The organism is Roseiarcus fermentans (genome assembly GCF_003315135.1).
GTDB lineage: Bacteria > Pseudomonadota > Alphaproteobacteria > Rhizobiales > Beijerinckiaceae > Roseiarcus > Roseiarcus fermentans.
In genome coordinates this window covers 18,106-33,297 of sequence record NZ_QNRK01000046.1, presented here as the reverse complement: position 1 = coordinate 33,297, position 15,192 = coordinate 18,106, and the positions used below count along the sequence as shown (strand labels likewise).

The following is a 15,192-nucleotide window of genomic DNA, read 5'->3' as shown; positions in this document are numbered from 1 at the left end:
CCTCGGCGGGGAACCGCAAAGAGGATTGGTCATGTCGCTGCATCCCGCACTTCAGTCCGGCCGCGCCGCGGTCGTCACCGGCGCCGCCAGCGGCATCGGGCTCGCCGCGGCGACGGCGTTCGCCCGTCTGGGGATGAAGGTCGTCCTGGCCGACCGCGACGCCGCGGCGCTCGCGGCCGCCGACGCGCGTCTCGCCGGGATCGTCGCCGATCGCAACGACGTGCGCCTGTGCGTCGTCGACGTCGGCGATCCGCGCGACCTCGTGCGCCTGAAGGACGTGGCCTACGAGGCCTTCGGCGAGGTCGCGATCCTGATGAACAACGCCGGCGTCGGCGGCGGGGGCGGCGTCCTGGGCGACCTCGACGCCTGGCGCCGGGTCATCGACGTGAATTTGTGGGGCGTCATCCACGGCGTCAACACGTTCGCGCCGGCGATGATCGCGCAGGGCGGGCCCGCGGCGATCATCAACACCGGGTCCAAGCAGGGGATCACCTGTCCGCCGGGCGACACCGCCTACAACGTGTCGAAGGCCGGCGTGAAGGTCGTGACCGAGGCGCTGGCCCACGACCTGCGCGCCATCGCGGGCTGTCGGGTCAGCGCCCATCTGCTGATCCCCGGCTTCACCTTCACCGCCATGACCCGGCCGGGCGGCGGCGGGGAGAAGCCGGCGGGGGCGTGGACGCCCGATCAGGTGGTCGCGTTCCTGATCGAGCGCATGTCCGCTGGCGACTTCTATGTCCTGTGCCCGGACAACGACGTGACGCATGAGATCGACGCCAAACGCATCCTGTGGGCGGCGATGGACATCGTCGAGAACCGGCCGCCGCTGTCGCGCTGGCATCCGGACTACCAGGCCGCGTTCGCGGCGTTCGCGAAGGGCTAGACGCCGGCTCGCGAAACGGCGCGGCGCCGCCGCGCCCGATGAGGGGACGGCGCCAACGTGCGGGACTCGGCGGCGCCGCGCAAAAATCCCGTTCCCGATGACAGACCGGACGATTTCGTCCGGGGCGGGCGAAGCGATGAATGACGAGCCTCTGGCCTGGAGGTACTATGCAGCGGCGCTGTCGGCCGCGCTGCTGCCTGCGCTGCTGGCGGCGCTGCTCGTCTGGCAGGTCCGGTCGGCCGACTACGCCTCCGCCGGCAGGTCCGTGCTCACCACGGCCAAGGGCGTCGCCGGCGATTTCGACAACACGTTCGAGCAGTTCGACGCGCTGCTGAAGTCGATCGCCCGGCAATACGTCGACGGCGTCGAGAGCGGATCGGAAGAAAAACCACGGCTGATCCAGCGTCTGCAAGAAGAGCTCGCGAATATTCCCTTTTCGTCGCGGGTGTTCATCGCCGATTCCTACGGTCGGTTGGTGCTGGGCGGCGGCGCCGCTGTCCAATATGCGACGACCGGCGTCAGCGTCGCGGACCGCGACTACTTTGCCCGCTCGAAGGCCGGAGAGCAGGGATTGATGTTCGAGGGTCCCCACAGGGCCAAGTTCGGCGACGAGCAGGTGATCGTGCTGGCGCGACGCCTCGAGGACGGCAAGGGAGGTTTCCTCGGCGTCGTCGCGGGCAGCATCCCGGTGGCGTACTTTCAGACGCGAATCGCGCGCGACGAACTCGATCCCCACGGCGACATCGTCTTCCGGACCACGAACGGCGCCCGCATCGCCGTTCACTCCGCCGATCCCGCCGATCCGGCCGATCCCGGCGGGGTCGGCGTGTCGGAAGTGGCGATGATGGCCGCGCCGGCGTCGCCGGCGCTGTTCCAAGGGCGCGAGGGTCAGACCCTCTACCAGGCCGCTTCCCCGCTCGACCACATCGACCGGTTGCTGGCCTATCAGAAGCTGAGCCATGCGCCCTTCTATCTCCTGGTCGGGCAGTCGACGGCGAGCGTCGACCGGTCCTGGCGGAGGCTCGCGTCCGAACTCGGATTGCTCTGCCTCGGCGTGACCCTCGCGGGGCTCTGGAGCGCGCGTCGGCTGCACGCGTCGGCCGTGACCCTCCGCCGGGAGAGGAGCCTTCTCAAGCAGCGCATCGCCGACCGGACCCGGGAACTCGAGGACAGCGCGCAGGAGCTGTCGGCGGTGCTGGACAGCGTCGTGACTCGCCAGGAATCGGACCGCCGCCGGATCGCCCGCGAATTGCACGACAGGCTCGGGCAATACCTTGCGGCGATGAACCTCAAGCTTGGGGCGCTGGAGCGGTGCGGGCCCGACGTCGCCTTGCTGAAGTCCGGGCTCTCGGACCTGAAAGATCTGACGGGGGCGGTGGGAAGCGAGGTCGGCCGCATCGCATGGGAGCTGCGGCCGGTCGCGCTCGACGACATCGGTCTCGAGTCGGCGGTCCGGCATTTCATCGAGGAATGGGTTCAGCGCTCCGGGCTGCGCTTCGACCTTCATCTGGCGCTGAAGGGTCGCAGACTGCCGCCCGAGGTCGAGACCACCCTCTACCGGGTGTTGCAGGAGAGCGTCACCAACGTCGTCAAGCACGCCGCGGCCAGCGCCGTCGGCGTCACGCTGACGACGTCGCCGAACGACGTGGTGATGACCGTCGAGGACGACGGGGTCGGATTCGACGTCGACGAAGTGAGCCGCGCCTCGCCGCGCCTGGGACTGCGCGGCATGCGGGAACGACTGGCGGTGAGTCACGGCAGTCTGGACATCGAGTCCCGGCCGGGCGGGGGCACGACGCTGACGATCCGGATCCCTCTGGCCGGCCGCGCCCCGTAGACCCGGCCGTCGTCCGCGTTCCGCGCTCAAACGAGCGCCGCCGCCCGCTTCACGGATCGGGCCGGCCCTCGACCGGCAGAATCACTTCGAACGTCGAGCCCTGGCCCGGACGCGAGCGCGCGGCCAGCGCCCAGCCGTAGCGGTCGGCGATCGCCTTGCAGATCGCCAGCCCGATGCCCGAGCCGGGATAGTCCGCGAGCGCATGAAGGCGCTTGAACGGCAGGAAGATCTCGGTCGCGAACTTCTGATCGAAGCCGACGCCGTCATCGGCGATCGAGAGCCGCACCCTCGTCTCGCCGATGCGCTCCGTCCGGATCGTGATCGACGGCGCGGCGCCGGGCTTGCGGTACTTGATTGCGTTCGAGACGATGTTCTGGATCAGCCGGCCGAGCTGGGCGGGGTCGGCCGGCGCAACGACCGGCTCGACCTCGAGGCGGATGGCGGCGCCGGTCTCCTCGATCGACGCCGAGAGGTCGGTCAGCGCCAGTTCGATCGCGGCGCGCAGGTCGAGCGGCCGGGTCTGGGTTTCCGCGCCGCCGACGCGCGAGAAGGCGAGCAGATTGTCGACCATCCGGCGGGCGCGCTGGGCGGAGCCCGAGATGATGGCGGTCGCGCGCGCGGCGGCGGCGGCGTCCCCCGCCTTGATGGCCTCGTCGAGCAGCCCCGCGTAGACCGCGATCTTGCGCAACGGCTCCTGCAGATCGTGCGAGGCGACGTAAGCGAACTGGGTCAGCCGCGCGTTGGCGAGTTCGAGATCGCTCGCGCGTTGCGCGAGGTCGAGGTCCGCCTTCCGCCGCGCCGTAATGTCGACAATCGTCGCGAGCACGATGGCGCCGTCCGCGGCGTCGATCGGCGTGAGGCCGATCTCGACCGGGAACTCGGTGCCGTCCTGTCGCGTTCCGTACAGATCGCGGCCGGCGCCCATCGGCCGCTTGCTGGGCGCGGCGAAGAAGCCCTGGCGCAAACCGGCGTGCCCCGCGCGCGCCCGGCGGGGAACCAGGATGTCGATCGAACGCCCGACGAGATCGTCGACCGGATATCCGAACATGCGGCCGGTTTCGGCGTTGGCGAACGCGATCGTCCCGTCGGCGTCGACCATGATCATGGATGCGGGCGACGCCTCGACCGCGAGCCGGAAGCGCTTGTCGGAGCCGCGCGTCATCGTCGCCCCCGGTCGCTCAGGGCCGCCGCCGTAAGCGGCGGGCCGGCGCCCTGCCCACAGTCTCGAAGAAAGGTGTCCGGTTCCTCATGCCGAAAGCCACGCCCGCCTTGAAGCCGTGCCGGATCATGCTGATCGAGGACGATCCTGACGACGTCTATCTTTTCCAGCGCGCTTTGGACCGGGTGAAGGCGGGAATCGGGCGCGAAGTCGTTCTCGAAGTGGCGGGCGACGGCCTCGACGCGAGCTACCAGATTTCCGTCGAGGATCTGATGAGCCGGCTGCCGGACATCGTGGTGCTCGATCTCAACATGCCGCGGCTCGACGGCGTGAAGTTCCTGCACGCGCTGCGCCAAACGTTCCAGGTCAAGAGTCTGCCGGTCGTCGTCCTGACCACGTCGACGGCGAAGCCGGTGCACGACGAGGCGCTCGCGGCCGGCGCCGACGCTGTGTTCGTCAAGCCGGACAGCGCCGACGCCCTGCTCGAGATCGCAGCCGAGATCATCGATCGCGGCGTCGTCTACGGACAGCCGCGCAGCTAGCGCCCGGACCCCGGTCAGCTTTCCGCGCCGCCGCCGAGGCGGGCGGCGAGCGCCTCGATCCGCGCCCCGAGCCCGTCGAGGGCGGCGGCCAGCGACCCCGACCGGGCGGCTTCGGCTTCGGCGCGCTCGCGGCCGGCCTCTGCGACGTCCCGCGCCTCGGCGAGTTCGTCGGCGAAGGTGAGCGCCGCCATCACCACCAGCCGTTGATCGCCGATCTCGCCGAAAGCGCGGCGCAATTCGCCGATCTTGTCGTCGACCATGCCGGCCAGATGTTCGAGGCGCGCCTCCTCGCCCTCGTTGCAGGCGAGACGATACTTCTTCCCGTCGATGGTCACGGAAACCTGCGCCATGGCGAAAACCTTCCCTGCCGCCGGCTCGCGGGTCTAGTCCGCGGGCGGCTCCATGCGTTCGATGACCAGCGCGATCGTCTCGGCGGCGCGCGCGAGCCGGTCCTCGGCTTCGGCGTTGGCGGCCTCGAGCGCGCGGGCGCGGTCGAGCGCGGCGTCGAGCTCGACGGCGAGGCGCGAGCGATCGTCCTGCATCAGCGCGAACTCCTCCTCGGCGTTGGCGCGCGCCTCGTCGTGGCGCATCCGCCGCTCGGCGGCCCGCTCCAGGAGACCCACCGCCGCGGCGAGCCGGCTCAGCGAGCGATCGAGACCATCCGGGGAGGTTTTGCTTCCATCCATTGCGACGCTTGGCTTACGCGATGCTCGAACGAGTCGCAACGCGAACCGAATTGCGATCGTCGCGTTGACGGGCTAGTGATCCTGAGACGGACCGCCCCGCGCGCGAAGGCGTGAATCCCGCGAGCGATCAAGGCAATTCCCGAACGACCAAGGACTGAGGAGAGCCCCGATGGCGACGAGCCCAACCCATGATTCCCTGGCCAATGCGATACGATTCCTCGCCGTCGACGCTGTGGAAAAAGCCAACAGCGGCCATCCCGGCCTGCCGATGGGCGCAGCCGACCTCGCGACGGTCCTGTTCCGCGACGTCCTGAAGTTCGACGCCGCCGACCCGCACTGGCCGGACCGCGACCGCTTCGTGCTCTCGGCCGGTCACGGTTCGATGTTGCTCTATGCGCTCCTGTACCTAACCGGGACCGGCGGCGCCGACGGCCTGACGCTGGACGATCTGAAAGCCTTCCGCCAGGTCGGCTCGAGGACGCCCGGGCATCCCGAATACGGCCATACGCCCGGCGTCGAGACGACCACCGGGCCGCTCGGGCAGGGGATCGCGACCGCCGTCGGCATGGCGCTCGCCGAGCGCATGCTGGCCGCCCATTTCCCGAGCGTCGTCGACCACCGCACCTACGTGCTCGCTTCCGACGGCGACCTGATGGAAGGCCTCAGCCACGAGGCGATCGCCATCGCCGGCCATTACCGGCTGTCCCGGCTGATCGTGTTCTGGGACAACAACGACGTTTCGATCGACGGCAAGGTCTCCGTCCTCAACGACAACGTCGATCAGGTGGCGCGCTTCCAGGCCGCCGGGTGGAACGCGAGCCACGTCGACGGGCGCGACGCCGCGGCGATCTTGAGCGCGGTGCGCGCCGCGCAGGCCTCGGACCGGCCGACCCTGATCGCCTGCCGGACGACGATCGGCTTCGGCCTCCCGACCAGGGAGGGAACGAGCAAGGCGCACGGCGAGGCGGCCGGCGCGGCCGAGATCGAGGGCGCGCGCAAGAACCTGAACTGGCCGTACCCGCCGTTCGAGATCCCGGCCGACGTTCTGTCCGCCTGGCGGGAGGTGGGCGCGCGCGGCGCCCCGGACCACGAGGCCTGGCGAAAGCGGCTCGCCGAGCTCGATCCGGCGCGGCGCGCGGAATTCGAGCGCCGGGTGGGCGGCGAACTGCCCGCGGGGCTCGACGGCGTCATCGACGCCTACAAGCGCGAGCTGGCGGACAAGGCGCCGACCATCGCCACCCGCAAGGCGGGCGAGGCGGCGCTCGCCGTGATCGCGCCCGCCGTGCCGGAACTGGTGACCGGCTCGGCCGACCTCACCCCCTCCAACAACACCAAGGTCGCGGCCACCAAGGAGATCACGCCCGACGACTTCTCTGGCCGCTACATCCATTGGGGCATCCGCGAGCACGGCATGGCCGCGGCCTGCAACGGCATGGCCGTGCATGGCGGCTTCATCCCGTCGGGGGCGTCGTTCCTCTGCTTCACCGACTACGCCCGTCCGGCGCTCCGCCTCGCCGCGCTGATGAAGATCCGGGTCGTGCACGTCTTCACCCACGACTCGATCGGTCTGGGCGAGGACGGCCCGACGCACCAGCCGGTGGAGCAGATCGCGTCGCTGCGCGCCATGCCGAACATGTACCTGTGGCGGCCCGCCGACAGCGTCGAGACGGTCGAGTGCTGGCAGGCGGCGCTGGAACGCGCCCATTCGCCGTCGATCCTGGCGTTGACGCGGCAGAACCTGCCGGCCTTGCGCAAGACTCACGTCGCCGAGAATCTGTGCGCGCGCGGCGCCTACGAGATCGCCCCGGCGGAAGGGGAGGCCGCGGTGTCGATCTTCGCCTCCGGCTCCGAAGTCTCGCTCGCGATCGCCGCGCAGCAGATTCTGAAAGGCAAGGGCGTCGCGGCGCGCGTGGTGTCGGTGCCCTGCATGGACGCCTTCTTCGACCAGCCCGAGGACTACCGCCGGTCGGTGATCGGCGGCGCGCGCGTGAAGGTCGGGGTCGAGGCCGCGGTGCGCTTCGGCTGGGACGCGATCATCGGCGACGGCCCGTTCGTGGGCATGAGCGGGTTCGGCGAAAGCGGGCCCTACAAGGCCGTCTACGAATTTTTCGGCATCACGCCGGAGGCCGTGGCCGAGGCCGCCGAGGCGAGGCTCGGGGCGTGAGCCGCAGCCTCGCGTTCGGGGACGCGATCCTTAAGGCGAATTGTCGCATACGGGGGCGAGGCTGTAGACTTTAGATCAAGCGGAGCGCATGGAACCGGCGCTCTAAATCAAGCGGTCGTATCAATCAGCGGGGCCGCCGTGGGCCGCGAACAACGGGCGGGACCCCAGGAGAAACATCGATGGTCACGAAGGTAGCGATCAACGGCTTTGGACGCATCGGGCGCCTCGTGCTGCGCGCGTTGGTTGAATCAGGCCGCAAGGACATCGAGGTCGTCTCGATCAACGACCTCGGTCCGGTGGAGACCAACGCGCATCTTCTGCGTTTCGACAGCGTGCACGGGCGGTTCCCGCACGAGGTGGTGGTCGAGGGCGACGTGATCCACGTCGGCGGGCACAAGATCAAGTGCACTGCGATCAAGAACCCGGCCGAACTGCCGCACAAGGAGCTCGGCGTCGACATCGCGTTCGAGTGCACCGGCATCTTCACCGCGCGCGACAAGGCCGCCATCCACCTCGCGGCCGGCGCCAAGCGCGTGCTCGTCTCGGCCCCGTCGGACGGCGCCGATCTCACCGTGGTCTACGGCGTGAACCACGACAAGATCGCCAAGGAGCACCTCGTGCTCTCGAACGCCTCGTGCACGACGAACTGCCTCGCCCCGGTGGCCAAGGTGCTCAACGACGCCATCGGCATCGAGCACGGCTTCATGACCACCATCCATTCCTACACCGGCGACCAGCCGACCCTCGACACGCTGCACAAGGACCTGTACCGGGCCCGCGCCGCGGCGCTGTCGATGATCCCGACCACGACCGGCGCGGCCAAGGCGGTCGGCCTCGTCCTGCCGGAACTCAAGGGCAAGCTCGACGGCTCGGCGATCCGCGTCACCACCCCGAACGTCTCGGTGGTCGACCTCAAGTTCGTCGCCAAGCGCGCCACCACCAAGGAAGAGATCAACGAGGCGATCAAGAAGGCTGCGGAAGCCGGCCCGCTCAAGGGCATCCTCGGCTACACCGACAAGCCCAACGTCTCGATCGACTTCAACCATGACGCCCGGTCGTCGATCTTCCACATGGACCAGACCAAGGTCATCGACGGCACCTTCGTGCGCATCCTGAGCTGGTACGACAACGAGTGGGGCTTCTCGAACCGCATGGCCGACACCGCCATCGCGCTCGCCAAGACGATCTGACGGCAAAGCCGCAGGTGTGAAACGTCGCGCCGCCGGAGCTCCTGGCTCCGGCGGACGCTGAAGGCCAAACTGATCCCAACGATTTCCATTCGAAGGGGAACGAACATGAGCAAACCATTCCGCACGCTCGACGACGCCGACGTCGCCGGCAAGCGCGTGCTTCTTCGCGTCGATCTGAACGTTCCCACCGAGAACGGAAAAGTCACCGACACGACGCGCATCGAACGCGTCAAGTCGACGATCGCCGAGATCGCCGACAAGGGCGGCAAGGTGATTCTGCTCGCCCACTTCGGCCGTCCCAAGGGCGGCCCGGACGAGAAGAACTCGCTGCGGCCGGTCGCCGACGCCGTCGCCGAGGTGATCGGCCGCCCGGTCGGCTTCGGCGCCGACTGCATCGGCGCGGTCGCCGAGGCGGCGATCGCCGCCATGAAGAACGGCGACATCCTGCTGCTCGAGAACACCCGCTTCTACAAGGGCGAGGAAAAGAACGACCCGGAGATCGTCGCGGGGCTGGCCAAGCTCGGCGACCTCTACGTCAACGACGCCTTTTCCGCCGCCCACCGCGCGCACGCCTCGACCGAGGGCGTCGCCCACAAGCTGCCGGCCTTCGCCGGCCGCGCCATGCAGGCCGAGCTCGAGGCGCTGACCATCGCGCTCGGCAATCCCGAGCGCCCGGTCGCCGCGATCGTCGGCGGCGCGAAAGTCTCGACCAAGCTCGAGCTGCTCGGCAACCTGATCAACAAGGTCGACGTGCTGATCATCGGCGGCGGCATGGCCAACACCTTCCTGTTCGCGCAGGGCAAGGCCATCGGCAAGTCGCTCGCCGAGAAGGAGATGGCCGACACCGCGCGCAAGATCATGGCGGACGCCGGGGCGGCCAAGTGCCGCATCGTGCTGCCGATCGACGCGGTGGTCGCCAAGGAGTTCAAGGCGCACGCGCCCTCGCGGGTGGTCGACGTTGACCATGTCGCCGAGGACGAGATGATCCTCGACATCGGGCCGAAGTCGGTGGTCGAGATCGAGGGCCTGCTCGGCGGCATCAAGACGCTGGTGTGGAACGGTCCGTTCGGCGCCTTCGAGACGCCGCCGTTCGAGGCGGCGACCTTCGCCATCGCCAGGACCGTCGGGTTCCTGACCCGCGACGGCAAGCTCAAGGCGATCGCGGGCGGCGGCGACACGGTCGCGGCGCTGAACGACGCCGGCGTCGCCGGGCAGTTCACCTACGTGTCCGCCGCCGGCGGCGCCTTCCTCGAATGGATGGAAGGCAAGGCGCTTCCGGGCGTCGAGGCGCTCCGGGCGAAGTAACAGGTCATCGTTTTCAGCCATCAAAGGGCAAGGGAGCACACATGTCCCGCGTAACGTTGCGACAACTTCTGGATCACGCCGCCGAGAACGACTACGGCGTCCCGGCGTTCAACATCAACAACATGGAGCAGGCGCTGGCGATCGGCGCGGCGGCGGCCGAACTCGAAGCCCCGGTGATCATCCAGGCTTCGCGCGGCGCGCGCTCCTACGCCAACGACATCATGCTCAACCACATGATGGCGGCGCTGACGGAAATGTACCCGCAGATTCCGATCTGCGTGCATCTCGACCACGGCAACGGCCCGGCGACCTGCGTCACCGCGATGCAGGCCGGCTTCACCTCGGTGATGATGGACGGCTCGCTGAAGTCGGACGGCAAGACCCCGGCCGACTGGACCTACAACGTCGGCGTCACCAAGCAGGTGGCCGACATGGCCCATCTCGGCGGCGTCTCGGTCGAGGGCGAACTCGGCGTGCTCGGCTCGCTCGAGACGGGAACCGGCGACAAGGAAGACGGCCACGGCGCCGAGGGCAAGCTCAGCCACGACCAGTTGCTGACCAATCCGGACGAGGCGGTCAAGTTCGTGCGCGAGACCAAGGTCGACGCGCTCGCCATCGCCATGGGCACCTCGCACGGCGCCTACAAGTTCTCGCGCAAGCCCACCGGCGACATCCTCGCCATGAGCGTGATCGAGGAGATCCACAAGAAACTGCCCAACACTCACCTCGTGATGCACGGCTCGTCCTCGGTGCCGCAGGACCTGCAGGACATCATCAACAAGTTCGGCGGCAAGATGCCGCAGACCTACGGCGTGCCGATCGAGGAGATCCAGAAGGGCATCAAGAACGGCGTGCGCAAGATCAACATCGACACCGACAACCGCATGGCGATCACCGGCCAGATCCGAAAGGTGTTCCAGGAGCACCCGGAGGAGTTCGACCCGCGCAAGTATCTGAAGCCGGCGCAGGACGCGATGATCAAGATCTGCAAGCTGCGCTTCGAGGAGTTCAACACCGCCGGGCAGGCGCCGAAGATCAAGAAGGTCTATCCGCTCAGCGAGATGGCCAAGCGCTACGCCAGCGGCGAGCTCGATCCGAAGTTCGCGTGAGCCTCTGCGCGGCCCGCGAAGGTCGCGGCGCAGAGTAACGGGACTTTCGAGGCGGCCGCGAGAAGCGGCCGCCTTTTTTCGTCTTCAAAGACGCGAAAGCGCCGCCAGCTTGAAGCCCGCCGATCGGCCGCCTACATTGCCTGCGCCCTGAAAAGCAGGCAATGGAGGCGTCGATGCCGCTGCAGTTGACGGTGCGTGGGCTCGATCCTGCGCTGGTCGCCGCGCTCAAGCGTCGCGCCGCTGAGCATGGCCGCTCGATGGAGGCGGAGCATCGCGAGGCGCTGCGGGAGGCGCTGACGCCCGGGCGCAAGGACTTTTGGAGCCGCGCCGACGCCATCCGTAGCCGAACGCGCTGGGACGGGACCAGCGCCGATCTGATCCGCGAGGACAGGGACCGTTGAAGCTGGTCATCGACGCCAGCGTCGTGGTGAAATGGTTCATCGACGAACCCGGCGCCGACTGCGCGGCGGCGCTTCGCAGCGAAGCCTTGACCGCGCCCGATCTCATTCTCGTCGAGGTCGGCAACGCGTTGTGGAAGCATCAGCGCAGGGGCGTGCTCACCAGCGCGGATGACCTCGATGCGATCGCCGCGCTGCAAGCGGCGCCGATCGCGCTCACCTCCGTTGCCGACCTGCTCATGACCGCCGCGCGGCTCGCCGCCGAACTCGACCACCCGCTCTATGATTGCGTCTATCTGGCGCTCGCGATGCGCGAGGGCGTCCCGCTCGTGAGGTGCGCCCTGCTGCACGACGACCGTGATTTCGCGCCGATGGAGACCCATCTCGGCCTTGTCGCCCTGTGAGCCCCGCCGCTACCGCGCCCGCACCGCCAGCGACTGCGTCGCCTGGCCGATCACGCCTTCCTCGTCGAAGAGCGCCGATTCGGCCAGCCCGCAGCCGTTGCCGCCGAACAGACTGCGCGCCTCGAGGCAGATCCATTCTCCCACGGGGCGGCGGAAGAGGTTGATCGTCAGGTCGCAGTTGACGAACATGAAGCGGTCGAAGCCGAGCGAGGCGCTGATTCCGTTGCCGGAATCGGCTGCGACCGCGACCCGCTGGTAGGGGCTCGGCGTTTCGCCCGCGACCAGCGGATGGGCCATGCGGAACCAGACCGCCGACGGGCCCCTGAACATCGTCCCTTCGGCGACGCGGTTCTCGACCAGCTCGGCGTAGCCGAAAGCATGCGTGCTGATCACCGCCATCGTGGCGGCCGGGCTCTGCCGCCACGGTTTCGGCGCCTGCGGCGGCGGGTGGCCGGGCGTGCCCTCGGGGATCGGCACGGCCTCCTCGCGCTGCGCCAGCGCGGTGAAGCGGGCGATCTCCTTGCCCTGCGCGATCAATCGTCCGGAATAATGGCCGGCGGTGCGGCCGACGTAGTCGTGCGCCGCCTCGACGCGGCATGCGCCGATCGGCGCCGGGCGCAGCAGATTGACGGTGAGGCGCCCGAGATGGCCGAAGCCGTCCGCCGCGGCGGCGCGCTCGACGGCGCGGCAGATCAGCGCCGACGGCGGCCCGGCGTGCTGGTGGTCCGGATGCCACGGGCCTCGGGTCAAGGGGCTGGCGAGAAAGACGCCCTCGGCGGTTTCGACATAAGCGGCGTCCAAGCGAGGCTCCACGGGCTTTCGGGCTTCTGGCCGAGGCGGGAGCGGTGCGGCGCCGCCGTCGGTCTCGCCATGATGCCCGAGCCGCCGCCGCCGATCGAGTCCAGATCGTCGGCGCTCCCGCTACGCCGATCCGGGCGCCGTCGCCGCCCCGTCGTCGTCGAGCGCGAACAGCTCTTTCGGCGCCCTGACCCCGCGCAGCGCGTGCAGCCCGAGCGAGGGGAGAGGCCGGCCGGCGTCGCGCAGGATCGCGGCGAACTCGGCCGAGACGAGGATCGCCCGCCCGAGCGGCTGGCACAGCGCCTCGATCCGCACCGCCTCGTTGATCGCCGGCCCGATGGCGGTGAAGTCGAGCCGGTCGGCCGCCCCGACATTGCCGTAGAGCACTTCGCCTGCGTGCAGCGCGAAATCGACCTCGGCCACCGGCGCGCCGGCCTCGGCGCGGACGCGGTTCATGGCCTCGAGATTGCCGCGCGCCTCGACCGCGGCGTCGAGCGCCCGGGCGCAGGTCGCGGCGCGGCCCTCCTCGTCGAACGAAAAGGTCGCGAGCATGGCGTCGCCGATGAACTTGAGAACCTGTCCGCCGCGCTCGCGCAACGGCGCCGCCATCGCCTCGAACGCGTCGTTCAAGAGGTCGATGACCGCCGGTCCCGGGGCCGAATCGCTCAAGGGGGTGAAGCCGCGGATGTCGGCGAACAGGATCGCCGCGGTCAGCCGCTCCATCGACCCGCGCGTCACCGCGCCGGCGTGAACCCGCCCGCCGGCGTCCCAGCCGAGATAGGCGCGCAGGAGCCCCGAGGCGATCGCGTGCCCGGCGTGCGCCTTCATCGCCAGCGCCAGCGCGGGCAGGGTCGCCTCCACCAGCGCAAGATCGTCGTCGGCAAAGCCCGATTTGCGGTCGGTGGCGAAGGAATAGACGACGCCCCCGCCGTGCGAGCGGTCGGCCTGCGCCGCGCCCATGGCGGCGGGATCGCCGTACACGAACAGATAGGCGGCGTAATCGGCGGCGCCGGCGGCGAAGAACTCCTCGAGCGCCGGGAAATCCCGTTCGGCGGGGCCGGCGGCAAGACGGCGGCGCATGGTCGGGTTGGCTTCGCCCGCGCGCGCCCGTTCGATCAGGGCGTTGAACGGGCTCCGGACCCACCCCGGATCGTCGTCGTCGCCATGCGGATAGCTCTCCGGCGCGATGGCGTTGAGGTCGCGCCGCCAGGTGACGCCGTAGCCCCGCCACTGCGGATGAAGCGTCTCCATCGCCGAATGCGCCCGCCACAGCGGCGTTCCGTTGATCACCAGGCGCTGGCAGTAGCCGTCGAACAATTCGGGCGCGTCGGCGCCGCGAAGCCCCGCCTTCACCGCCCAGATATGGACGTCGACGATTCTCTGGGCGAGCGTGCTGTCGAGGTCGGCGATGGCGAAGGTCGCCTCGCCCGCCGGAAGGCTCATCGCCAAGATTCCGCTCCCGCTGAGATCCGCGTCGTTCGCGAGCCCCCGCGCGGCAGTGTACGCGATCGCGGCGTTCGGCGCCAAGGAGGCGAGGGGGCGCCGGCTCAGGCGCGGAACAGGCGGCGCAACAGTATCGGAGGGGCGCGCGCCGCGCCAACGGCCAGCCGGTGGGCGCGGACGGGCGGAGGCGGGCCGGCGCCGCCCGGCCGGTCACGGCGCCGGCGCGCGCGAGGGCACGAGAAAGGTCTGGCCGGGATAGATCAGGTTGGGGTCGCGGATCTGGCCCGCATTGGCCGAGAAGATGACGGCGTAGCGCGAGCCGTCGCCGTAGAACTTCTGGCTGATTCCCCAGAGCGTGTGGCCGCGCTCGACGTGATGGGTCTGCACCGAATCGACCACGACGTCGGCGGGCGAGCGGGACGCGGGCGCCGGGGCGGCGGGCGGCGTCTGCGTCGGCGCCAGCGCCGGGACGCTGAACGGCGCTTCCGCGCGCGCGACCACTTTCGCATCCGCCGAGCCGATCTGGTCGGCGCGGATGACGTAGGGGCCCGGAAGCATGCCGCGCTCGATCGTCAGCGACCAATGCCCGTCCCCGGCGGCCTTCGCGTCGCCGACGAAACCGCCGCTGACGTAGAGCCGGACGGTGGCGTTCGGCGCGGCGGCGCCGATCGCCGCCAGCCGCCCCTGCGCGTCGGCTTCGACCGATCGGATCGCGAGGGCGGGCGAACCCGCCGGGGGCGCCGGCGGCGGGGACCGCGGCGCCGGGCCGGCGGCCGCCGGAGGCGGGGGGGCCGCGACCGACACCGGCGCCGGGTTCGAGCGCTCCGCCGGCGCCGAGCCGGTCGCGAGCACGAGGCTGTGATCGCCGGGGGCCAGCGGATCGGGAATGATGACGAACTGCCCGCGCGCGTCGGCCGTCGCCTCGCCGAGCGTCCGGGCGCCGTCGAGCAGCGCGACCCGGACGTTGGGCGCGGCGCGTCCGGCGACCACGGTCTCGCCGCCCGGCTCGACGCTGACGACGTCGAAGGCGGGCTTGGTCGCAGCCGCGGCGGCGGCCTCGGGCGGCGCCGCGGCGATTGTCGCCTCCGGAGCGGAGCGGGCCGGCCCGTTCGCCGCCGGCGCCGCGACGAACGCCGGCGCCGGGTTCGGCGCGAAGGAATGGGTCAGGACGATCGCCGCCGCCGCCACGGCCGCAACCGCGGCGCCGGTCGCTCCCGCCCAGATCAGCGTTGTCTGCGACGTCATGTTCGCTCGCTTTCGGGGACGATCATACC

15 protein-coding genes are annotated in these 15,192 nt (G+C 69.9%); 9 read left to right on the top strand and 6 right to left on the bottom strand.

Features of this window, described 5'->3' with window-relative positions; all coding sequences use genetic code 11:
• The first annotated feature begins 31 nt into the window (after positions 1-31).
• Together DFR50_RS27885 and DFR50_RS27880 are read left to right on the top strand one after the other, a co-directional pair.
• Positions 32-883 carry an SDR family NAD(P)-dependent oxidoreductase gene (locus DFR50_RS27885; RefSeq protein ID WP_113893017.1) on the top strand — a complete coding sequence of 284 codons (852 nt, stop codon included), beginning with the start codon at positions 32-34 and terminating at the stop codon, positions 881-883.
• Between the two features lie 136 nt (positions 884-1,019).
• Positions 1,020-2,720 carry a cache domain-containing sensor histidine kinase gene (locus DFR50_RS27880; RefSeq protein ID WP_170153424.1) on the top strand — a complete coding sequence of 567 codons (1,701 nt, stop codon included), beginning with the start codon at positions 1,020-1,022 and terminating at the stop codon, positions 2,718-2,720.
• Positions 2,721-2,769: 49 nt separating this feature from the next.
• Here the strand turns inward: DFR50_RS27880 and DFR50_RS27875 are convergent, their stop codons facing one another.
• Positions 2,770-3,882 (bottom strand): sensor histidine kinase, encoded by a 1,113-nt coding sequence (locus tag DFR50_RS27875; protein ID WP_113893013.1) that lies wholly within the window; start codon positions 3,880-3,882, stop codon positions 2,770-2,772.
• An 86-nt stretch (positions 3,883-3,968) separates the two neighbouring features.
• On the opposite strand from DFR50_RS27875, the gene DFR50_RS27870 reads away from it, so the two are divergent.
• Positions 3,969-4,421, top strand: a complete 453-nt coding sequence (locus DFR50_RS27870) for a response regulator (protein WP_113893011.1) — start codon at positions 3,969-3,971, stop codon at positions 4,419-4,421.
• Between the two features lie 14 nt (positions 4,422-4,435).
• Here the strand turns inward: DFR50_RS27870 and DFR50_RS27865 are convergent, their stop codons facing one another.
• A complete protein-coding gene (locus DFR50_RS27865; protein ID WP_113893009.1) occupies positions 4,436-4,771 on the bottom strand; it encodes a cell division protein ZapA in 336 nt (111 codons plus the stop codon).
• A 33-nt stretch (positions 4,772-4,804) separates the two neighbouring features.
• Positions 4,805-5,107 carry a DUF4164 family protein gene (locus tag DFR50_RS27860; protein WP_113893007.1) on the bottom strand — a complete coding sequence of 101 codons (303 nt, stop codon included), beginning with the start codon at positions 5,105-5,107 and terminating at the stop codon, positions 4,805-4,807.
• Between the two features lie 169 nt (positions 5,108-5,276).
• Here DFR50_RS27860 and tkt point away from each other — a divergent pair, with 169 nt between their 5' ends.
• From tkt to DFR50_RS27830, 6 genes are all read left to right on the top strand, one after another.
• The gene (gene tkt, locus DFR50_RS27855) at positions 5,277-7,271 is read left to right on the top strand and encodes a transketolase (RefSeq protein ID WP_113893005.1); all 1,995 of its coding nucleotides are present in this window, start codon (positions 5,277-5,279) and stop codon (positions 7,269-7,271) included.
• A gap of 179 nt (positions 7,272-7,450) precedes the next feature.
• Complete coding sequence (gap, locus tag DFR50_RS27850) at positions 7,451-8,461, top strand: type I glyceraldehyde-3-phosphate dehydrogenase (protein ID WP_113893003.1); 1,011 nt, start codon at positions 7,451-7,453, stop codon at positions 8,459-8,461.
• A 105-nt stretch (positions 8,462-8,566) separates the two neighbouring features.
• Entirely contained in the window at positions 8,567-9,766 is a 1,200-nt protein-coding gene (locus DFR50_RS27845; protein WP_113893001.1) for a phosphoglycerate kinase, read from the top strand.
• Positions 9,767-9,807: 41 nt separating this feature from the next.
• Entirely contained in the window at positions 9,808-10,875 is a 1,068-nt protein-coding gene (gene fba, locus DFR50_RS27840) for a class II fructose-bisphosphate aldolase (protein ID WP_113892999.1), read from the top strand.
• 173 nt (positions 10,876-11,048) lie between these two features.
• Complete coding sequence (locus tag DFR50_RS27835; RefSeq protein ID WP_113893042.1) at positions 11,049-11,276, top strand: FitA-like ribbon-helix-helix domain-containing protein; 228 nt, start codon at positions 11,049-11,051, stop codon at positions 11,274-11,276.
• Positions 11,273-11,677 (top strand): type II toxin-antitoxin system VapC family toxin, encoded by a 405-nt coding sequence (locus DFR50_RS27830; protein WP_170153423.1) that lies wholly within the window; start codon positions 11,273-11,275, stop codon positions 11,675-11,677. The genes DFR50_RS27835 and DFR50_RS27830 overlap by 4 nt, the downstream gene beginning before the upstream one ends.
• A gap of 9 nt (positions 11,678-11,686) precedes the next feature.
• Here DFR50_RS27830 and DFR50_RS27825 read toward each other — a convergent pair whose 3' ends face one another.
• The 3 genes from DFR50_RS27825 to DFR50_RS27815 form a co-directional block, all read right to left on the bottom strand.
• A complete protein-coding gene (locus DFR50_RS27825) occupies positions 11,687-12,478 on the bottom strand; it encodes a thioesterase family protein (RefSeq protein WP_210209058.1) in 792 nt (263 codons plus the stop codon).
• 120 nt (positions 12,479-12,598) lie between these two features.
• Positions 12,599-13,918, bottom strand: coding sequence for an adenylate/guanylate cyclase domain-containing protein (locus DFR50_RS27820; RefSeq protein ID WP_245428186.1), 1,320 nt, complete (start codon positions 13,916-13,918; stop codon positions 12,599-12,601).
• A 210-nt stretch (positions 13,919-14,128) separates the two neighbouring features.
• Positions 14,129-15,163 carry a LysM peptidoglycan-binding domain-containing protein gene (locus tag DFR50_RS27815; protein ID WP_113892990.1) on the bottom strand — a complete coding sequence of 345 codons (1,035 nt, stop codon included), beginning with the start codon at positions 15,161-15,163 and terminating at the stop codon, positions 14,129-14,131.
• Between the last annotated feature and the right edge of the window lie 29 nt (positions 15,164-15,192).